The sequence below is a fragment of the Bradyrhizobium sp. TM239 genome (assembly GCF_036247985.1).
In the GTDB taxonomy this organism is placed as follows: Bacteria; Pseudomonadota; Alphaproteobacteria; order Rhizobiales; family Xanthobacteraceae; genus Bradyrhizobium; species Bradyrhizobium ottawaense.
This window is the reverse complement of sequence record NZ_BTIR01000011.1, coordinates 1-20,670: the sequence shown is the minus strand read 5'-3', so window position 1 is coordinate 20,670 and position 20,670 is coordinate 1. Positions and strand designations below refer to the sequence as shown.

Sequence of the window (20,670 nt, the reverse complement as noted above, 5' to 3'; positions counted from 1 at the left end):
AACGAGCTCAAGGGTGGCCCATGGCCGGGGAAGATCGGCGCCTCGCAGGCGGCGCGACATTCATCGATTTCCAGACCGAACCGTCCCGCTACAAGCACTGGAAGCTCGCGGTCGAGGGTGACGTCGCGACGCTGACCATGGACGTCGACGAGAACGGCGGCCTGTTCGAGGGCTATCTGCTCAAGCTCAATTCCTACGATCTCGGCGTCGACATCGAGCTGGCGGACGCGGTCCAGCGCCTGCGCTTCGAGCATCCCGAGGTCAAGGTCGTGCTGTTGCGCTCGGCCAAGAACCGCGTGTTCTGCGCCGGTGCCAACATTCGCATGCTCGCGGGCTCCACCCACGCCCACAAGGTCAACTTCTGCAAGTTCACCAACGAGACCCGCAACGGCATGGAGGATTCGTCGGAGAATTCCGGCCAGCGCTTCATCACCGTGGTGAACGGCTCTGCCGCCGGCGGCGGCTATGAGCTGGCGCTCGCGACCGACTACATCATCCTCGCCGACGATGGCGCTTCCTCGGTGGCGCTGCCCGAAGTGCCGCTGCTCGCGGTGCTGCCGGGCACCGGCGGGCTGACGCGCGTCGTCGACAAGCGCAAGGTGCGCCGCGACCATGCCGATTTCTTCTGCACCATCGAGGAGGGCGTGAAGGGCAAGCGCGCCGTGCAGTGGCGCCTCGTCGACGAGATCGCGCCGAACTCGAAGCTCGAAGGCAAGATCGCCGAGCGTGCCAGGGAATTTGCGGCCGCCTCGAAGCGCAAGGGCAGCGGCAAGGGCATCGCGCTGACACAGCTCAAGCGCGCGATCGACGCGACCAGCATCCGTTACGGCTTCGTCACCGTCGACATCGACCGTGCCGCCCGCATCGCCACGATTGCGATCAAGGCGCCGGAGGCCGCGCCGCCCGCCGACATCGACGGCATGATGGCGCAGGGCGCTTCGTTCTGGCCGCTCCAGGTCGCGCGCGAGCTCGATGACGCCATCCTTCATCTGCGCATCAACGAGCTCGAGATCGCCATGCTGGTGTTCAAGAGCCATGGCGACCGTGCCCATGTGCTCGCGCACGACGCGTTCCTCGAAGCCAACAAGGCGCACTGGCTGGTCAACGAAATCCGCCACTATTGGAAGCGCGTGCTCAAGCGCATCGACGTCACCTCGCGCACGCTGGTGACGTTGGTCGAGCCCGGCTCCTGCTTCGCCGGCACCTTGGCCGAGCTCGTCTTCGCCGCCGATCGCTCCTACATGCTGATCGGCACGCGCCAGGGCGACAACCGTCCGCCGCCCTCGATCGAGCTCTCGGCGATGAATTTCGGCCCCTATCCGATGAGCCACGGCCTGACCCGGCTGGAGTCGCGCTTCCAGGCCGATCCCTCCGATGTGGAACGCGCCGAGGCCACGATGGGCACCGCGCTCGATGCCGAACAGGCCGAAGAGCTCGGCCTCGTCACCTTCGCGCTCGACGACATCGACTGGGACGACGAGGTCCGCGTGTTCCTGGAGGAACGCGCCAGCTTCTCGCCCGACAGCCTCACCGGCATGGAAGCCAGCCTGCGCTTCGTCGGCCCGGAGACGATGGAATCGAAAATCTTCTCGCGCCTGACCGCGTGGCAGAACTGGATCTTCCAGCGCCCCAACGCGGTCGGCGAGGAAGGCGCGCTGCGCCGCTATGGCAGCGGGCAGAAGCCGAAATTCGATATGACGCGGGTTTAGCGACTTTCGTGTCCCGGGCGCGACGCAACGCGAAGCGGTGCGACGCAGAACCGGGACCCAGACGGACCAGACACAGGTCACGGCTCAGCAGTGCAGCACATCGCGCCGCACTGCGTCCGGGACACGACAGGGAGCAAGGAGCACGGCCATGAACATGAACATCATGAACGTCGACTACTCGACCAAGATTCCCAACAACGTCAATCTCGCCGAAGACCGCCAGGTGCTCAAAGCGCTGGAAGGCTGGCATCCCGGCTACATGGACTGGTGGAGCGACATGGGGCCTGAAGGCTTCCAGGAATCGCTGGTCTATTTGCGCACCGCCTATTCGGTCGATCCGCGCGGCTGGGCGAAGTTCGACTATGTCCGCATGCCCGACTATCGCTGGGGCATCCTGCTTGCGCCGCAGGAAGAGAACCGCGTCGTGCCGTTCGGCGAGCATTATGGCGAGCCGGCCTGGCAGGAAGTCCCGGGCGAGCATCGCGCCATGCTGCGCCGCCTGATCGTGATTCAGGGCGACACCGAGCCTGCCTCGGTCGAGCAGCAGCGCCATCTCGGCAAGACCGCGCCCTCGCTCTACGACATGCGCAACCTGTTCCAGGTCAATGTCGAGGAAGGCCGCCATCTCTGGGCGATGGTCTACCTGCTGCAGAAATATTTCGGCCGCGACGGCCGCGAAGAAGCCGATGATTTGCTGCGCCGCCGCTCCGGCGATGCCGACGCGCCGCGCATGCTCGGCGCCTTCAACGAGGCAACGCCGGACTGGCTGTCGTTCTTCATGTTCACCTATTTCACCGACCGCGACGGCAAGATGCAGCTGCACAGCCTCGCGCAGTCCGGCTTCGATCCGCTGTCGCGCACCTGCCGCTTCATGCTGACCGAGGAAGCGCACCACATGTTCGTCGGCGAGACCGGCATCACCCGCGTCGTGCAGCGCACCTGCGATGCGATGCGCGAGGCCGGCATCACCGATCCCACCGACATCGCGAAAGTCCGCGCGCTCGGGGTGATCGACCTGCCGACCATCCAGAAGAAGCTGAACCTGCACTACACGCTGTCGCTCGATCTGTTCGGCTCGGAAGTCTCGACCAACGCGGCGAACGCCTTCAACGCCGGCATCAAGGGCCGCTATCACGAGACCCAGATCGAGGACGACCACCAGCTCAAGAACGCCACCTATCCGGTGCTGAAGTTCATCAACGGCGAGATCAAGCTGGTCGACGAGCCGGCGCTGACCGCGCTCAACATGCGCCTGCGCGACGATTACAGCCAGGATTGCGTCAAGGGCATGCTGCGCTGGAACAAGGTGATCTCGACCGCCGGCTATGACTTCCAGCTCAAGCTGCCGAACGTCGCCTTCCACCGCCACATCGGCGAGTTCAAGGACGTGCACGCCACGCCCGACGGCCTCCTGATCGACGATGCCACCTGGGCCAAGCGCAAGGACGAATGGCTGCCCTCGACCGCCGACGGCGACTTCATCACCTCCCTGATGCAGCCCGTCACGGAGAGCGGCAAGTTCGCCTCCTGGATTTCGCCGCCGAAGGTCGGCATCGACAACAAGCCCGGCGATTTCGAGTATGTGAAGATCGAGTCGTAGGGGCGCCTGCGAGACGCGACGACCGCGCCACGCACTCATTGTCATCGCCCGGCTTGACCGGGCGGATCCAGTGTTCCAGAGACGGTTGTGATAGAGCCGAGAAGCCGCGGCGTACTGGATGCCCCGGTCAAGCCGGGGCATGGCAGCGAGTATGAGGCGCGCTCTATGCTAGCTCGCGACGCCTACCCCGCGATCTCCAGCCCGGCATTCGCATACACCACGCCGCCATCGACGGCGATGGTGTTGCCGACCACGTAATCACCCGCACGCGAGGCGAGATAGATCGCCAGCCCTGCCATGTCCTCGTCGGTCCCGATCCGCCGCGCCGGAATGCGCTTTGCGACTTCGTCCGAATGGTCGCGCGCGGCGCGGTTCATGTCGGATTTGAACGCGCCCGGCGCGATCGCGGTGACGTTGATGTTGTCCTTGATCAATTTCGTCGCCATGCGCCGCGTCAGGTGGATCACGGCAGCCTTGCTGGCGGCGTAGGAATAGGTCTCGCCCGGATTGACGAAGATGCCGTCGACCGAGGCGATGTTGATCACCTTCGCCGGCCGCTCGTGCGACGCCGCCGCGCGTAGCGGCTTGGCCAGCGCCTTGGTCAGGAAGAACAGCGACTTGACGTTGAGATCCATCACCTTGTCCCAGCCGCTTTCGGGGAACTCGTCGAACTCCGCGCCCCAGGCAGCTCCGGCATTGTTGACGAGGATGTCGAGCTTCGGCTCCAGCTTGATGATTTCGCCGGCGAGCCTGTCGCAGCCTTCGACGGTCGAGATGTCGATCGGGAGCGCGATGCACTCGCCGTCATATTGCGCAGTGAGCTCCTTGGCGGTGGCCTCGCACGGCCCCGCCTTGCGCGCGGTGATGTAGACCTTCGCAGCGCCGGCGCTGAGAAATCCCGCCGCGATCATCTTGCCGATGCCGCGCGAGCCGCCGGTCACCAGCGCGACGCGGCCTTTGAGCGAGAACAGATCGTTGAACATATGGTGCCTCCCTGGGTTGGCGATCTTTTGAGCGGGGAGGGGTGGGGAGTCAAGGAAGGCCGCGCGTGGAATGCATGAGCCGTTCAACCAGCTCAGTGTCGTCCCTGCGAACGCAGGGACCCATAACCACAGGGAGAAGTTTGGCGAAGGCTAGTCGTTCGGTCCGCCCACCGATCACAAACCGATAGATCACGCGGTATGGGTCCCTGCGTTCGCAGGGACGACGGCGGTGATCGGAGCGCCTACGCCGCCGCGATCCGGCGAAAACCGTTCCACATCGCGGTTGCGGCGCCCGAGGTCAGCACCGGCAGGATTCGCGCGTCCTGGTAGTTGCCGTTGAGCGAAACGCGCGGCAGCGCCGTCATGTGGGCGGCATTGTCGGCGAACAGCATGCCGGGCCGCGTCGTCACCGCGGTCTTGAAGCCCGCCGTTGCAGCAAGGCCGAATTCGCGCATCCCCGCGGCCTCGCGGTCGCCATAGGGATAGGCGAGATGCAGCACGGGGCGGTCCAGCGCCTGCTCGATCCGCGCGCGGCTCGTGGCGATCTCCTGCGCGGCGATGTCTTCCGCCAGCTTGGCGAGGTTGCAATGGCTGACGCTGTGCGCGCCGATCGTGACCAGCGGATCGGCGGCAAAGGTCTTCAGCTCGGCCCAGGACAGGCAGAGGCTGCGGCACAGCGCTGCCATGTCGACATCGTATGTCGCGCAGAGCGCCTCGATCTCCCGTTTGAGATCGTGCTCGCCCGGCAGTGCGCGCAGCCAATCGTGCAGCCGGTCGAACGTTGCCTGCTTGGCGGCTGGCGTCGTCGCATCGAGCCGCAGCACGGAATGGCCTACTCTGACGTCGATCTGCTCGACCTTGGCTATCACGGCCTCCAGCGCCGCCCACCACAGCCGTCCAGTGCCCTCGGCAAAATCGCTCGCGACATAGACCGCCAGAGGCGCGTCAAATTCGCGCAGCACGGGCAGCGCGTAGTCCAGATTGTCGCGATAGCCGTCGTCGAAGGTGAAGGCGGCGAAGCGGCGGTCGAACCGGCCCTGCACCAGCCGCTCATGCAGCTCGTCCATGCTGATGATGTCGATGTCGCGCGAGCGCAGATGGCACAGCGTCGCACGCAGGAATTCGGGGGTGACTTCGAGATGCCGGTTCGGCTGGAACGCGGCCTCACGGGCCGGCCGCACGTGGTGCAGCATGAAAATGGCGCCGACGCCCGACAAAAGCGGGCGCAGCAGGTGGTGCGCCCCGCTGAAATAGAGTGCTCCCAGCCCGGCGCGGATGACGTTGTTACGCAGTTGTTTCATGACCCGCTGGCGGACTCTGGCATTCCACTTTCAACTTACGGAAGAACCCTTGAAGAAAAAGTTATTCCGATTGTCCAGGCGGGGCCTTCGCAAGGGCACCATTTCCGGTTTGACAGCCTGCCAAGGGTTTGTTTTGTCTCCGGTTCCAGAGTTCGGGTCGTCGAATGCAGAAGCTTTTCAAGTGGGCCAGCAAATGGTGGCCGGGGCTGATCCCCTTGGCCGTCATGTGGGGATTTGCGGCCTGGAATAACACCTTACCGGTCGAAGCCGACCTGTCGGCCCGCAGCTCGGCGGCGCTGAAGGACACCGTTCTGGACAAGACCCGGATCGCGGTCGACGGCCGCGACGTCAGCCTGGCCGCGGACGCCTTCTCCGAGGAGGGGCGCCGCGATGCCGTGGTGGCGGTCGAGACCGTCCCCGGCGTGCGCCTGGTCGACGACCGGACCCGCCTTGTTCCCGAGGCCAAACCCTTCGTCTGGAACGCCGAGCGCGACGTGGTGCGGGTGACGCTGTCCGGCTCCGCGCCCTTGCCGTCGATGAAGGGCCGGCTGACCGAGGCGGCCCGCAAGGAGGTCGGCGGCGTCGAGGTGGCCGACCAGATGGGGCTGGCGCGCGGTGCGCCGCCGCGGTTCGAGGCCGCCGCGATGCTCCTGCTGGACCAGATCGGCAAGCTGAAGGACGGCAAGATCACGATCACGGACACCAAGGTCAATCTGTCGGGCATGGCGCGCGATCTCGGCGGCCGCGAGGCGATCGTGGCTGCGTTGAAGAACCTGCCCGAGGGCTTCTCGGTCGCCGCCAACGACGTCAAGGCGCCGCCCTATATCTTCCAGGCCTACAAGGATCCGGTCGCCGCGACCGTGACGCTGACCGGCTACGTTCCCGACAACACCATCCACGCCGCGATCGCCACCAGCGCCGCGCGAAAATTCTTCACCGAGAAGGTCGTCGACAATCTCAAGGCCAGCGTCGGCGCGCCCGGCTCCTTCAACACCGCCGTGGTCGCAGCGCTCGGCGCGCTGTCGCGGCTGTCGACCGGCACGCTCGTCGTCTCCGACCGCGAGGTGAAGCTGTCGGGCGACGCGCTCTACGAGGCGGCCGCCAACGACATCCGCGCCGGCCTCGGCAAGGACTTCCCGAAGAATTGGCAGTACAAGCCGGAGATCACCGTGAAGCCCGCGGCGGGCCCGGTCGACGGCACCGTGTGCCAGCAATTGTTCACGGACCTTCTCGCCAAGGGCAAGATTCGCTTCGCGGCCAAGCGCGCCGACATCGATCCGGATTCCGCCGCCATCCTCGATCATCTGATCGAGACGGCGCTGCGCTGCCCTACCACCAATGTCGAGGTTGCCGGGCATACCGACGCCGACGGCGAGGACGGCTTCAACCGGGCTCTCTCGGAGAAGCGCGCACAGGCGGTGATCGACTATCTGGTCAAGGCCGGCCTGCCCGCCAGCCGCTTCACCGCGGTCGGCCATGGCAGCACGCAGCCGCTCGCCGGCAACGACACCGACGAAGGCAAGGCGCAGAACCGCCGCATCGAATTTCTGGTGAGGTGACGATGCCCTATCTCGTCTCGTTCCATCTGGGCTGGCTGATCGGCTCGCTGCTGCTGGGCTTTTGCATGGGCTGGATCTCGGTGGTCCAGCGCGGCAACGGCACCTCGAAGGTGACGGCGCGCTGGCTCGCCGCGCTTGCTGCCGCCCTGGTCGCGGCCTCGTTCGCACACGTCGTTCCCGGCCGCTTCGGCTACTGGCTCGATCTCGGCCTGATCATGTTCGCCTGCTACCTCGTCGGCTGCACCATCGGCGCCTGGCTGCGCGACCGGGTGGTTGCGCGCACCGCACCGCCCGCCGCTCTGTGACGTTGCTACGCACCCGACCCCTTCGGTCGGAGTGAGGCGCTGGAGCGGGGCCGCCGCGGCCTTACGGCGCGCCGGAAATCCGTGAACGGCAGCGTCGACCGCCCTCTTTCAACAGGCGGGCGCGGTCCATAGATTGACGTCGGCTTAAGGCGTGAAGGAACATTATGCGGCCGAAATCATCAAAACTTCATGGCGCCTGCGCAGGATCGCCATGGAGATTCGCCTCAAGTCCTGCCGCCGAAGGCGCCAAACCGTGCATCAGGAGCCCGCAACCCTGCCTAAAATATTGAATGCACGTGTTTTTGTTCGAATTGGCGAATTCCACTCCGCCCCAAAACGCGCTAGTGGAGGGGCGGGGGGCATGCGCGATGCCGGAGCCGGCGGCAAGGGATCGTCGAGTGCCGTTCGTTGAGTGCCTGTGCGTCGTCCGCCTGTTCGCCGGCCACCCTGGCCGCTGAAGCGTTGTTCGAGGTCTAGATGCTGGAAGCCATACGCAGGGCGGTGTCGTTTCTGCGCCAGAAGCAAATCCTGCATAAGCTTGGCGTTGTGATCAGCGTCGCGGTTATCGGCATCGCTTGCTATGTGCTCTACCACATGCTGCGAGGCATCGATTTCAACGAAGTCCTCGAGGCGATCAAGAGCACCGAGCCGACCCAGATTGCGATGGCGGCGCTGTTCGTCACCGCGGGCTATTTCACCCTGACCTTCTACGATTTGTTCGCCGTGCGCGCGATCGGCCATGCCCATGTGCCCTATCGCATCAACGCGCTGGCGGCCTTCACCAGCTATTCGATCGGCCACAATGTCGGCGCCAGCGTCTTCACCGGCGGTGCGGTGCGCTATCGCATCTATTCGGCCTACGGGCTGAACGCGATCGACGTCGCAAAGATCTGCTTCCTTGCCGGCCTGACCTTCTGGCTCGGCAATGCCGCCGTGCTCGGCCTCGGCATCTCCTATCATCCGGAGGCCGCCGCCTCGATCGACCTGCTTCCGCCCTGGCTGAACCGGGTGATGGCGCTGATGATCATCGTCGGGCTGGTCGGCTACGTGGTCTGGGTCTGGACCCAGCCGCGCGTGGTCGGCCGCGGGCCCTGGACCGTGGTGTTGCCCGGCGGCCCGCTGACGCTGCTCCAGATCGCGATCGGCATCGTCGATCTCGGCTTCTGCGCGCTCGCGATGTACGTGCTGGTCCCGGACGAGCCCAATCTCGGCTTTGTCGTGGTCGCGGTGATCTTCGTCTCGGCCACCCTGCTCGGCTTCGCCAGCCACTCGCCCGGCGGGCTCGGGGTGTTCGACGCCGCCATGCTGGTCGGTCTCTGGCAGATGGATCGCGAGGAACTTCTGGGCGGCATGCTGCTGTTCCGCGTCCTCTATTATCTGTCCCCTTTCGTCATATCTGTAATCTTGCTGACGTTTCGCGAAGTTATCATCGGCGCACGATCGAAGCGCTTGCAGCAGGCGGCGCTCAAGCTCGACCCCGGCCCGGCGCGTGAAGCCGCTTACGTGAGAGAGCGCAGCGACGGCGCCAAGCCTTAGGAGTAAGGCCTTAGGAGTCAGGCCTTAGGAGTGAAGTCTTAAGGACAAACCACCAGGAGAAGTCCGCCCCGATGGCGATCGACGCCCCATCTTCTTCTCCCTCCGCCCAGCCCTGGTCCGACCGGCTGCGGCATTCGACCGTGATCCTGATCGCCGCGGCGCTGGCGCTGTCCGTCGTGGTCTCGCTCGGCGAATTGTCGGCGTTGCACGCCGCGATCGTGTTCCTCTGTATCGCGGCGGCGGCGCTGATCCCGTGGCGCTTGCATGATCCCGCCGCCTCGCGCGACGACGTCAGGCGGATCACCCCGGTCGAGAGCGCGGCGGTGGCCGCGGTCGTCGCCGGCATGCCGGATCCGGCGGTGCTGCTCGACCGCGCCGGCCGCGTCATCCACCTCAACGCCGCAGCCGCCCAGCTCGCGCCGGCGCTGCGCAGGAACGAGCTCGCCCAGTTCGCGCTGCGCTCGCCGGAGATCATCACGGCGCTGCGCGAGGCGATCGCGACCACCGAGCCACGGCGCGCGACCTATCTCGACCACGTCCCGGTCGACCGCTGGATGGAGCTCATGATCACGCCGGTGCCGGTGCCGACCAGCTTCGGCGGCGCCGACAAATGCATGCTGATGACCTTCCACGACCAGACGCCGCTGCGCCGGGTCGAGGAGATGCGCGCCGACTTCGTCGCCAATGCCAGCCACGAGCTGCGCACGCCGCTGGCCGCACTGTCGGGCTTCATCGACACGCTGCAGGGCCAGGCCAAGGACGATCCCAAGGCGCGCGAGCGCTTCCTCGGCATCATGCACAACCAGGCCACCCGCATGGCGCGCCTGATCGACGATCTCTTGTCGCTGTCGCGGGTCGAGCTGTCGGCCCATGTCCGGCCCGACACGCTGGTCGACCTGCTGCCGATCATCCGCCAGGTCGCCGACGGGCTCGAGCCGCTGGCGCGCGAGCGCCAGGTCGAGGTCGAGATCGATCTGCCCGATGGCCCGGTGATGATCGCGGGCGACCGCGAGGAGCTGCTCCGACTGTTCGAGAATTTGATCGAGAACGCGCTCAAATACGGCGCCTCCGGCGGACGCGTCATCGTGACGCTGACATCTGGCGCGGCCACTGATGGAACTCAGGAAATCCGGATCATGGTCCGCGATTTCGGCCCCGGCATCTCGCCCGAGCACCTGCCGCGGCTGACCGAGCGGTTCTACCGGGTCGACGTCGGCGACAGTCGCTCGCAGGGCGGCACCGGGCTCGGATTATCGCTGGTGAAACATATTCTTAACCGTCATCGCGGCCGGCTTTTGATCGAGAGCGTGCCCAAGCAGGGCGCCACTTTCACCGCCTGTTTTCCCCAGGGCAAGCCTGCGGCTCTGAGCTGAATTTATAACGATTTCAGTCGCTTAAGATAGTCATCCAGCTGTCACGAAACCTTCGTAAAAGCACAGCCGACCGCTCCTAAAGGGGCGGCACGGGGAGCGCGATCGGGCGCTGATGGCGCTTCGCTCCCCTGTATGGAGACCAGCATGAATTTCCTCAAGACGATCGTCGCTGCCGGCTTGGTCGCCGCATCGGCGACAGCGGCCTTTGCTGCCGACATCACCGGCGCCGGCGCCACGTTCCCGTTCCCGATCTATTCCAAATGGGCTGACGCCTACAAGAAGGAGACCGGCAACGGTCTGAACTACCAGTCGATCGGTTCCGGCGGCGGCATCAAGCAGATCCAGGCCAAGACCGTGACCTTCGGCGCCAGCGACGCGCCGCTCAAGGCCGAGCAGCTCGAGAAGGACGGCCTCGTGCAGTGGCCGATGGTGATGGGTGCCATCGTCCCCGTCGTTAACCTCGAGGGCGTGAAGCCCGGCGAGATGGTGTTCGACGGCGAGACGCTCGCCAGCATCTATCTCGGCAAGATCACCAAGTGGGACGACGCCGCGATCAAGAAGCTCAATCCGAACGTGAAGCTGCCTTCGGAAGCCATCACCGTGGTCCGCCGCTCGGACGGTTCGGGCACCACCTTCAACTTCACCAACTATCTCGCCAAGGCCAGCGCGGACTGGAAGAGCAAGGTCGGTGAGGGCACCGCGGTCGAGTGGCCGGTCGGCGTCGGCGCCAAGGGCAACGAAGGCGTGTCGGGCAACATCAGCCAGACCAAGAACTCGATCGGTTACGTCGAGTACGCCTATGCCAAGCAGAACAAGCTGACCTACACCGGTCTCGTCAACAAGGCCGGCAAGCCGGTGCAGCCGACCGTCGAAGCCTTCCAGGCGGCCGCCTCCAACGCCGACTGGGCCAAGGCGCCCGGCTACTACGTCATCCTGACCGACCAGCCCGGCGAGAAGTCCTGGCCGATCACGGCGGCGACCTTCATCCTCATGCACAAGGACGCCACCGACAAGGCGGCCTCGCAGGAAGCCATCAAGTTCTTCCGCTGGGCCTTCAAGAGCGGCGGCAAGGCGGCTGAAGAGCTCGACTACATCCCGATGCCCGAGGGCGTCGTGACCCTGATCGAGAAGACCTGGGCTGCCGAGATCAAGAGCTAAGGTGCTCCTGTCCCGGACGCCGCGCCGGGACCCGCAAGACTTCCGCTCCGGATCGGCGTGCGCCGCGTCCGGAGCGCGAGACCGACAAAAAGACTGACAACAAGCGTATATAACGGGCACAGGGGATCGGCGTGGCAGAGATGGCCGTTCAGAGCGATGTAATCGACGACGCCGGACCGTATGACCGCGCCAAGGCCTTGAGCGCGTTCAAGCTCGGCGACGTCACCTTCTACTGGATCACGCGGCTGTCCGCGATCTCGGTGCTGCTCATCCTCGGCGGCATCATCGTCTCGCTGATCGTCGGCGCGTTCCCGGCGATGAAGGAATACGGCTTCTCCTTCCTGTGGACGCAGCGCTGGGCGCCGTCGGCCGATCCGCCCGTGCTCGGCGCGCTCGGGCCGATGTACGGCACGCTCGTCACCTCCTTCATCGCGATGCTGATCGCCATTCCCGTCGGTCTCGGCATTGCGATCTTCCTCACCGAGCTCTGCCCGCAATGGCTGCGCCGCCCGATCGGCATGGCGATCGAGCTGCTCGCCGGCATTCCCTCGATCATCTACGGCATGTGGGGCTTCTTCGTGCTGGGCCCGTTCCTGGCCAACACCTTCCAGCCCTTCATGATCAGGATCTTCGACGGCGTCCCGGTGCTGGGCGCGATCTTCGCCGGTCCGCCGTCCTATCTCAGCACGTTCAACGCCGCGCTGATCCTCGCCATCATGGTGCTGCCCTTCATCACCTCGATCTCGGTCGACGTGTTCAAGACGGTGCCGCCGGTTCTGAAGGAGGCCGCCTACGGCGTCGGCTGCACCACCTGGGAAGTCGTCCGCAGCGTGGTGATCCCCTACACCCGCGTCGGCATCATCGGCGGCGTCATGCTGGCGCTGGGCCGCGCGCTCGGCGAGACCATGGCGGTGACCTTCATCATCGGCAACTCGTTCCGCATCTCCTCATCGATCTTCGCGCCGGGCACCACGATCTCGGCGGCGATCGCATCCGAGTTCGCCGAGAGCGACGGCCTGCACCAGTCCGGCCTGATCCTGCTCGGCCTCTTGCTGTTCGTGCTGACGTTCTTTGTGCTGGCCGCCGCGCGGCTGATGCTGATGCGGCTGGACAAGAAGGCGGGGAAGTAACGTCATGGCGCTCAATCCGATCTATTCGCGTCGCCGCCGCAAGGACATCGTCATCCGCGGACTCTGCTTCGCCGCGGCCGCCTTCGGCGTCACCTGGCTCGCGCTGATCCTGATCACGCTGCTCTTCAACGGCCTGGCCGGCCTCAATCTCGAGCTCTTCGTCGCGGATACGCCACCTCCGGGCTCGACCGAAGGCGGCCTGCGCAACGCGATCGTCGGTTCGATCATCATGACGGTGATCGGCGTCGGCATCGGCGCGCCGCTCGGCCTGTTCGCCGGCACCTATCTCGCCGAATACGGCCGCAACGACAAGCTGACCTCGGTGATCCGCTTCATCAACGACATCCTGCTCTCGGCGCCCTCGATCATCATCGGCCTGTTCATCTATGGCGCGGTGGTGGTGCCGATGCGTGGCTTCTCCGCGATCGCAGGCGCGCTCGCGCTCGCCGTCATCGTGATCCCGGTCGTGCTGCGCACCACCGAGGATATGCTGCTGCTGGTGCCGAATCCCCTGCGCGAGGCGGCCTCGGCGCTGGGCCTGCCGCGCTCGCTGGTGATCAAGCGGATCGCCTATCGCGCCGCGCGCTCGGGCCTCATCACCGGCGTGCTGCTCGCCACCGCCCGCGTCGCGGGCGAGACCGCGCCGCTGCTGTTCACCGCGCTGTCGAACCAGTTCTTCAGCCTCGGCCTGAACAAGACGATGGCCAACCTGCCTGTCACCATCAACAACTTCGTCCAGAGCCCCTACGCCTATTGGAAGCAGCTCGCCTGGAGCGGCGCGCTGCTGATCACGCTCACCGTGCTTGCCCTGAACATTGGCGCGCGCATCCTCGGCGCCGAGAGGACTGCAAAATGACCGACCTGTCCGTATCCATGAGTTCCAGCGCCCATCTGGCCTCGCAGCCGCTGCCGGAAGCCCCGGCCAAGGTGACGGTGCGCAATCTCAATTTCTATTACGGCGAGCACCACGCGCTGAAGAACATCAACCTGACGCTCGGCGCCAACCGCGTCACGGCGTTCATCGGCCCGTCGGGCTGCGGCAAGTCGACCCTGCTGCGCATCTTCAACCGGATGTATGACCTCTATCCGGGCCAGCGCGCCACCGGCCAGCTCATGCTGGACCAGACCAACATCCTCGACCCCAGGCTCGACCTCAACCTGCTGCGCGCCCGGGTCGGCATGGTGTTCCAGAAGCCGACGCCGTTCCCGATGACGATCTACGAGAACATCGCTTTCGGCATCCGCCTCTACGAGAAGATCTCGAAGTCCGAGATGGATGACCGGGTCGAGAAGGCGCTGCGCGGCGGTGCGCTGTGGAACGAGGTCAAGGACAAGCTCAACGCCTCCGGCCTGTCGCTCTCCGGCGGCCAGCAGCAGCGCCTGTGCATCGCCCGCACCGTCGCGGTGCGCCCTGAAGTGATCCTGTTCGACGAGCCCTGCTCGGCGCTCGATCCGATCTCGACCGCCAAGGTCGAGGAGCTGATCCAGGAACTGTCCGAGAACTACACGATCGCGATCGTCACGCACAACATGCAGCAGGCGGCGCGCGTGTCCGACAAGACCGCCTTCATGTATCTCGGCGAACTGATCGAGTTCGACGACACCAGCAAGATCTTCACGTCGCCGACCGACCGGCGCACGCAGGATTACATCACCGGCCGGTTCGGCTGAGGAGACGCAATATGGGTACCGAACATACCGCAAAGGCTTTCGACACCGACCTCCAGGAGCTCACCCGCCTGGTCGCCGAGATGGGCGGCATCGCCGAGCGCATGATCGTCGATTCCGTCGACGCGCTGATCCGCCGCGACGTCGCGCTCGGCCAGCGCGTCGTCACCATCGACGCCGAGCTCGACGCGTTGCAGAAGCGCATCGAGGAACGCGCCGTGCTCACCATCGCTCGCCGCCAGCCGATGGCGGTGGACCTGCGCGAGATCGTCGGCGCGATGCGTGTCGCGACCGACCTCGAGCGCATCGGCGACCTCGCCAAGAACATGGGCAAGCGCGTCGCCGCGCTGGAGACCGACTTCCATCCGCTGAAGCTGTTCCGCGGCCTGGAACACATGACCGACCTCGTGCAGCAGCAGGTCAAGTCGGTGCTGGACGCGTATGCCGCACACGATCTGCCGGCGGCGATGGCGGTGTGGAAGGGCGACGAGGAAGTCGACGCGATCTGCACCTCGCTGTTCCGCGAGCTCCTCACCTACATGATGGAGGATCCGCGCAACATCTCGTTCTGCATCCATCTGATGTTCTGCGCCAAGAACATCGAGCGGATCGGCGACCACGCCACCAACATCGCCGAGACCGTGTTCTACATGATCGAGGGCCAGGCGATGACCGACAAGCGGCCGAAGGGCGACATGACCACCTTCGCCACCACGATCCCGAATACCTGAAGTCTTAAGGAGCGACGACACCATGGGCGCACGCATTATGGTGGTTGAGGACGAGGAAGCTCTCACCGAGCTTCTCCGCTACAACCTCGAAGGCGACGGCTATGACGTCGAGACGGTGATGCGCGGCGACGACGCCGACACCCGCCTCAAGGAACACATCCCGGACCTGATCGTGCTCGACTGGATGCTGCCGGGCCTGTCGGGCATCGAGCTGTGCCGCCGGCTGCGGACCCGGCCCGACACCAAGCAGCTCCCGATCATCATGCTCACCGCGCGCGGCGAGGAGAGCGAGCGGGTGCGGGGACTTGCGACCGGCGCCGACGACTACATCGTCAAGCCGTTCTCGGTGCCGGAGCTGCTCGCCCGCGTGAAGGGCCTGCTGCGCCGCGCCAGTCCTGAGCGGCTCGCGACAGTGCTGGCCTATGGCGACATCGAGCTCGATCGCGACAAGCGCCGCGTGGCGCGCTCGGGCCGGCCGATCGATCTCGGTCCGACCGAATATCGCCTGCTGGAGTTCTTCCTGGAGCATCCCGGCCGCGTGTTCTCGCGCGAGCAGCTGCTCGACAGCGTCTGGGGCCGCGACATCTACATCGACGAGCGCACCGTCGACGTCCATATCGGCCGCCTGCGCAAGCTGCTCAATCTCGGCCGCGAGCAGGACCCGATCCGCACCGTCCGCGGTGCCGGCTACGCGCTGGACGACCGCTTCGCGAAGGCGGAGCAGGCGTAGGGTTTGCAAGCGCTGGATTTGGTGGGCTGTCGCCTCACACACAGCGTCGTCCCGGACAAGCGCCAGCGCAGATCCGGGACCCATAACCACAGGCAGTGATTTGGCGAAGACTCGGAGTGACCATCTCGCGCGACAACTGCGCCCTGTGGTTATGGATCCCCGCGTTCGCGGGGATGACACCGAGTTGGTTGAGGCGCCGTCGTGTGACGGCTGCCGTCTTTGCGATCAGCTAAATCCGCTCACCGCGGGCCCGGCTTCGCCGGTGCGCGCCGGCGATCCGCCGCCGGCTGATAGGCCACGCGCGAGTGCTGGGCGCAGTAGGGCAGGCCGGACAGCGCCCTGCCGCCGCAGAAGAAGAAATCCGGGCTGGAGGGATCGCCGACCGGCCAATGGCAGGTCGCCTCGTTCAGCTCGAGCAGCGACAGCCGCTGGCTCATCGGCACCACGTTGTCGTAGGTGACGGGTTCAGCCTCCACCTCGACCTCGAAGGCCTGCGCCAGCGCGGTGTTGCCGCGCGCAATGGGGCGGGTCACCCGCATCATGTGCTGCGCGGGACGCGCCTTGCGCGGCCGGGGCGCTGCCGATGAAGGGCTCTTGGCACGGCCGGACAGACCGAGCCTGTGCACTTTGCCGATCACGGCATTGCGGGTCACATTGCCGAGCTCAGCTGCGATCTGGCTGGCCGAAAGTCCGGCCTCCCAGAGCTTTTTCAGCTGCTCGACGCGATCGTCGGACCAGGTCAAAACCGTCATTGCACCCTTTCCCTCGCTACGCGCCAGCCATGCTGGGGCCTCGCAGCGATTGCCTAAGCCTTCAAAAACCCGTGCCGTCAGAATCCCTTAAGGCTCGCCGGGCGCGTGACTGACGCCCGAACGTTTACGCCGGTACATGAGGACTCTTGGGATCAGAACCGCTGCACGAGATGTCGTATCTGACAATCCAAACGCTACAATATGGCGTGACTCCCGCGCAAGAGTCCGCCGACTCGCTTCCACATGTTCCGTGGTGAAAACCCGCAAAATCGGCACCGCAAGACTACGGATTCAGCGTTTCGCGAGGCTTTCCGGGCGGCATTGACACCCGTCTTGCCAGGCATAAGATAGTCGCGCGTGCCGCCCTTAAAAGGCGGCACGTTTCGTTTTCCGGGCCGGTCGATGGTGCGTTGCGCAATGCACGCGTCACACCGTCCGCAACATTCAAGTGACATCATGACTAACAGCGCAGCGCCGCATTTGCTCCCCGTTTTCGCCAGAGCCGACCTCGGCTTCGAGCGCGGCGAAGGCTGCTGGCTGATCGCGACCAATGGCGATCGCTATCTCGATTTCACCTCGGGCGTGGCTGTGAATGCGCTCGGCCATTGCCACCCGCATCTGATCAAGGCGTTGCAGGAGCAGGCGACGAAGCTCTGGCACATGTCGAACCTGTTCCAGAGCCCGGATGGCGAGAAGCTCGCCAACCGGCTTTGCAACGAGAGCTTTGCCGACTTCGTGTTCTTCTGCAATTCGGGCGCCGAAGCGCTGGAGGGTGTGATCAAGCTGGTCCGCCATCATCACTTCTCCAAGGGTCATCCGGAACGTTATCGCATCATCACCTTCGAAGGCGCCTTTCACGGCCGTACGCTGGCAACGCTCGCCGCGACCGGATCTGCAAAATATCTCGAAGGCTTTGGCCCGCCCATGGATGGCTTCGACCAGCTGCCGCACGGCGACATCGAGGCCGTCAAGAAGGCGATCGGTCCGCACACCGCCGGCATCCTGATCGAGCCGATCCAGGGCGAGGGCGGCGTGCGCTCGGCAACGCCGACCTTCCTCAAGGCGTTGCGCCAGCTCTGCGAGGAGAAGGGCCTGCTGCTCGCCTTCGACGAGGTGCAGACCGGCATGGGCCGCAGTGGTGATCTGTTCGCCTATCGGCGCACCGGCGTCACGCCGGACGTGATGTCGCTGGCGAAGGCGCTCGGGGGCGGCTTCCCGATCGGCGCGGTGCTGGCAACCGCGGATGCGGCGGCCGGCATGGGGCCCGGCTCGCACGGCTCGACCTTCGGCGGCAATCCGCTGGCGGTCGCCGCGGCCAATGCCGTGCTCGACGTCATGCTCAAGCCCGGCTTCTTCGACCACGTGCAGAGAATGTCGCTGCTGCTGAAGCAGAAGCTTGCCTCCGTGATCGACCGTCATCCCGATGTCGTCAGCGAAGTGCGCGGCGAAGGACTTCTGATCGGCATCAAGGCCGTGGTGCCCTCCGGCGATCTCGTCGCGGCACTGCGTCACGAAAAGCTGCTCACCGTCGGGGCCGGCGACAATGTCGTGCGTTTCCTGCCGCCGCTGATCGTGACCGAAGCCGAGATCGAGGACAGCGTCGGGCGGCTCGAGCGCGCCTGCGCCGCGATCTCGTCCAGCCAGACCAAGCGGGCGGCAAGCTGATGAGCAAGTCCCCCAATAAAACTCCAAAGCACTTCCTCGATATCAACGAGCTGCCGCTGTCCGAGCTCAAGAACATGCTCGCGGCGTCCTCCGCCATGAAGGCGAAGCAGAAGGCGCAGCAGCCGGTCAGGCCGCTCGAAGGCAAGACGCTGGCGATGATCTTCGAGCGCCCGTCGACCCGGACACGCGTGTCGTTCGACGTCGCGATGCGTCAGCTCGGCGGCGAGCCCATCATGCTCACCGGTGCCGAGATGCAGCTCGGCCGCGGCGAAACCATCGCCGACACCGCGCGCGTGCTGTCGCGCTATGTCGACGCCATCATGATCCGCATCCTCAACCACGACGCGTTGCTGGAGCTCGCGGCCAACGCCACCGTGCCGGTCATCAACGGCCTGACGCGGCGCTCGCATCCCTGCCAGGTGATGGCCGACCTCATGACCTATGAGGAGCATCGCGGCCCGATCGAGGGCAAGACGGTGGCCTGGACCGGCGACGACAACAACGTGCTGGCGTCCTGGGCTCACGCCGCCGAGCGCTTCAAGTTCCAGCTCAATGTCGCAACCCCGCCGGAGCTCGCGCCGAAAAAAGCGATGCGCGACTTCATCAAGGCGACCGGCGCGCCGATCATGCTCGGCACCGATCCGGAGGCCGCCGTGCGCGGCGCCGACTGCGTCGTCACCGACACCTGGGTGTCGATGGGCGACAAGGAAGGCGAGCACCGCCACAACGTGCTCAAGCCCTATCAGGTCAACGGCAAGCTGATGTCGCTGGCCAAGCCCGACGCGCTGTTCATGCACTGCCTGCCCGCCCATCGCGGCGAGGAGGTCACCGATGAAGTGATCGACGGTCCGCAATCGGTCGTGTTCGACGAGGCCGAAAACCGCCTGCATGCGCAGAAGGGCATTCTGGCCTGGTGTTTTGACGCGGTGAAGTAGCTGCGCTGGAGGCTCGGCGATCACCTCACATACGGTGTCGTCCCGGACAAGCGCAGCTTCTGGCAACGCGTAGCGTTGTCCAGAACGGAGCGCCGATCCGGGACCCATAGCCACAGGACTGAGTTTGGCGAGGACTCGGAGTTGTCAGCTCGCGCCATCACGTCATCCTGTGGTTATGGATCCCGGGCTCGCGCTTCGCGCGCCCCGGGACGACACCGAGTTTGAGGTTGCTTCGTTCAGTTCGACTTGTATCCGGAACACACCGCCCGCACCCCCTTCCATTTCCGCCCTCCGACCCCAGATAACGCCCCATGGTTTCCCAATCCCCTGAGATGAAAGCCGGCCCCGAAGGCCCGGTTCGCGCGCCATCAGCGGTTCCGATCGATGACGCCGTGTTGCCCTACGAGGTCGACGCGCTCGACGTGCGCGGGCGCCTGGTGCGGCTTGGCCCGGCGCTCGACGAGATCCTGACCAAGCACGATTATCCGGCGCCGGTCGGCAAGCTGCTCGGCGAGGCCATCGTGCTGACGACGCTGCTCGGCACCGCGCTGAAATTCGAGGGTCGCTTCATCCTGCAGGCCCAGACCGACGGCCCGGTGTCGTTCCTGGTCGTCGACTACATGGCGCCGGATCGCCTGCGCGCCTATGCGCGTTTTGATGCCGCGCGTCTCGGCGATACCAAGGATTCCGGCACGCTGCTCGGCCGCGGTCATCTTGCCATGACCATCGACCAGGGACCCGACATGAGCCGCTACCAGGGCCTGGTCGCGCTCGATGGCGGCAGTCTGGAAGACGCCGCTCACGAATATTTCCTGCGCTCCGAGCAGATCCCGACGCGCGTGCGCCTCGCGGTCGGCGAGGAGTGGCGTTCGAACGACGGCGGCAAGCATCGCTGGCGCGCCGGCGGCATGCTGATGCAATTTCTGCCGAAGGCGCCGGAGCGTGCGCGGCAGGCTGATCTGCATCCCGGCGATGCCCCCGATGGCGTCGAAGTGCACAGCGTTGCCGAAGATGATGCGTGGGTCGAGGCGCGTTCGCTGATCGAGACCGTCGAGGACGTCGAGCTGATCGATCCCGAGCTCTCCGGCGAGCGGCTGTTGTTCCGCCTGTTCCACGAGCGCGGCGTGCGCGTGTTCAATCCGATGGTGCTCAAGGCGCAGTGCTCCTGCTCGCGCGACGCGGTCGCCTCCATGCTCAAGAGCTTCTCGCCCGACGACCGCGCCGCCATGGTTAAGGACGACAAGGTCGTCGTCACCTGCGAGTTCTGCTCCTCGGTGTACGATTTCACGCCGGACGAGGCGGGCGTGGAGGACGCGTGAGCGAGCTCTCGTAGGGTGGGTAAAGGCGCACTTGCGCCGTGCCCACGAGCGCTCGACGGCGGCGAAAGACGTGGGCACGCTTCGCTTTGCCCACCCGACGACAGCTTGGCGGGGAGCCGCTGTGTCGCCCTCTGTCAATCCACCAGCACAAAAATATTCCGCTTTGCCGAAATTCGGTTTTGGCGTATGTGTCGTGCATCCCGGCTCACCAAGAGG

At 65.4% G+C, this 20,670-nt stretch carries 18 protein-coding genes; 15 read left to right on the top strand and 3 right to left on the bottom strand.

The annotated features are described in order from the left end of the window. The first annotated feature begins 20 nt into the window (after window positions 1-20). Window positions 21-1,709: a 2,3-epoxybenzoyl-CoA dihydrolase gene (boxC, locus tag AABA84_RS18600; protein ID WP_338312689.1), complete on the top strand. Its 1,689-nt coding sequence runs from the start codon at window positions 21-23 to the stop codon at window positions 1,707-1,709. A gap of 148 nt (window positions 1,710-1,857) precedes the next feature. Further along, complete coding sequence (boxB, locus tag AABA84_RS18595) at window positions 1,858-3,309, top strand: benzoyl-CoA 2,3-epoxidase subunit BoxB (protein WP_212243978.1); 1,452 nt, start codon at window positions 1,858-1,860, stop codon at window positions 3,307-3,309. A gap of 182 nt (window positions 3,310-3,491) precedes the next feature. Here boxB and AABA84_RS18590 read toward each other — a convergent pair whose 3' ends face one another. Continuing rightward, window positions 3,492-4,292 carry an SDR family oxidoreductase gene (locus tag AABA84_RS18590; RefSeq protein WP_212243979.1) on the bottom strand — a complete coding sequence of 267 codons (801 nt, stop codon included), beginning with the start codon at window positions 4,290-4,292 and terminating at the stop codon, window positions 3,492-3,494. A gap of 242 nt (window positions 4,293-4,534) precedes the next feature. After that, a complete protein-coding gene (locus AABA84_RS18585) occupies window positions 4,535-5,593 on the bottom strand; it encodes a polysaccharide deacetylase family protein (RefSeq protein WP_338305938.1) in 1,059 nt (352 codons plus the stop codon). Window positions 5,594-5,757: 164 nt separating this feature from the next. Here AABA84_RS18585 and AABA84_RS18580 point away from each other — a divergent pair, with 164 nt between their 5' ends. The 10 genes from AABA84_RS18580 to phoB all read left to right on the top strand — a co-directional run bounded on the left by AABA84_RS18580 (window position 5,758) and on the right by phoB (window position 15,783). After that, on the top strand, window positions 5,758-7,152 hold the full coding sequence (locus AABA84_RS18580; protein ID WP_212243989.1) for an OmpA family protein: 1,395 nt from the start codon (window positions 5,758-5,760) through the stop codon (window positions 7,150-7,152). A 2-nt stretch (window positions 7,153-7,154) separates the two neighbouring features. Further along, a complete protein-coding gene (locus AABA84_RS18575) occupies window positions 7,155-7,457 on the top strand; it encodes a hypothetical protein (RefSeq protein ID WP_212243991.1) in 303 nt (100 codons plus the stop codon). A gap of 477 nt (window positions 7,458-7,934) precedes the next feature. Continuing rightward, window positions 7,935-8,993 carry a YbhN family protein gene (locus AABA84_RS18570; protein WP_212243993.1) on the top strand — a complete coding sequence of 353 codons (1,059 nt, stop codon included), beginning with the start codon at window positions 7,935-7,937 and terminating at the stop codon, window positions 8,991-8,993. Window positions 8,994-9,064: 71 nt separating this feature from the next. Further along, window positions 9,065-10,366: an ATP-binding protein gene (locus AABA84_RS18565; RefSeq protein ID WP_338312688.1), complete on the top strand. Its 1,302-nt coding sequence runs from the start codon at window positions 9,065-9,067 to the stop codon at window positions 10,364-10,366. 144 nt (window positions 10,367-10,510) lie between these two features. Next, window positions 10,511-11,524: a phosphate ABC transporter substrate-binding protein PstS gene (gene pstS / locus AABA84_RS18560; RefSeq protein ID WP_028139782.1), complete on the top strand. Its 1,014-nt coding sequence runs from the start codon at window positions 10,511-10,513 to the stop codon at window positions 11,522-11,524. Between the two features lie 140 nt (window positions 11,525-11,664). Next, on the top strand, window positions 11,665-12,654 hold the full coding sequence (gene pstC / locus AABA84_RS18555; RefSeq protein WP_026201750.1) for a phosphate ABC transporter permease subunit PstC: 990 nt from the start codon (window positions 11,665-11,667) through the stop codon (window positions 12,652-12,654). Window positions 12,655-12,658: 4 nt separating this feature from the next. Then, complete coding sequence (gene pstA / locus AABA84_RS18550; protein ID WP_212243997.1) at window positions 12,659-13,510, top strand: phosphate ABC transporter permease PstA; 852 nt, start codon at window positions 12,659-12,661, stop codon at window positions 13,508-13,510. After that, window positions 13,507-14,325 carry a phosphate ABC transporter ATP-binding protein PstB gene (gene pstB, locus AABA84_RS18545; protein ID WP_212243999.1) on the top strand — a complete coding sequence of 273 codons (819 nt, stop codon included), beginning with the start codon at window positions 13,507-13,509 and terminating at the stop codon, window positions 14,323-14,325. The genes pstA and pstB overlap by 4 nt, the downstream gene beginning before the upstream one ends. Window positions 14,326-14,336: 11 nt before the next feature. After that, complete coding sequence (phoU, locus tag AABA84_RS18540; protein WP_212244001.1) at window positions 14,337-15,053, top strand: phosphate signaling complex protein PhoU; 717 nt, start codon at window positions 14,337-14,339, stop codon at window positions 15,051-15,053. A 22-nt stretch (window positions 15,054-15,075) separates the two neighbouring features. Continuing rightward, a complete protein-coding gene (phoB, locus tag AABA84_RS18535) occupies window positions 15,076-15,783 on the top strand; it encodes a phosphate regulon transcriptional regulator PhoB (RefSeq protein WP_094976360.1) in 708 nt (235 codons plus the stop codon). Between the two features lie 239 nt (window positions 15,784-16,022). On the opposite strand, the gene AABA84_RS18530 is transcribed toward phoB, so the two are convergent. Beyond that, window positions 16,023-16,535 (bottom strand): GcrA family cell cycle regulator, encoded by a 513-nt coding sequence (locus AABA84_RS18530; RefSeq protein ID WP_028139786.1) that lies wholly within the window; start codon window positions 16,533-16,535, stop codon window positions 16,023-16,025. Window positions 16,536-16,991: 456 nt separating this feature from the next. On the opposite strand from AABA84_RS18530, the gene AABA84_RS18525 reads away from it, so the two are divergent. The 3 genes from AABA84_RS18525 (at window position 16,992) to AABA84_RS18515 (ending at window position 20,454) form a co-directional block, all read left to right on the top strand. Continuing rightward, the gene (locus AABA84_RS18525; protein ID WP_338312687.1) at window positions 16,992-18,200 is read left to right on the top strand and encodes an aspartate aminotransferase family protein; all 1,209 of its coding nucleotides are present in this window, start codon (window positions 16,992-16,994) and stop codon (window positions 18,198-18,200) included. Continuing rightward, window positions 18,200-19,135: an ornithine carbamoyltransferase gene (gene argF, locus AABA84_RS18520; RefSeq protein ID WP_212244003.1), complete on the top strand. Its 936-nt coding sequence runs from the start codon at window positions 18,200-18,202 to the stop codon at window positions 19,133-19,135. The genes AABA84_RS18525 and argF overlap by 1 nt, the downstream gene beginning before the upstream one ends. A gap of 311 nt (window positions 19,136-19,446) precedes the next feature. Further along, a complete protein-coding gene (locus tag AABA84_RS18515; protein WP_212244004.1) occupies window positions 19,447-20,454 on the top strand; it encodes an Hsp33 family molecular chaperone in 1,008 nt (335 codons plus the stop codon). Window positions 20,455-20,670 lie beyond the last annotated feature (216 nt).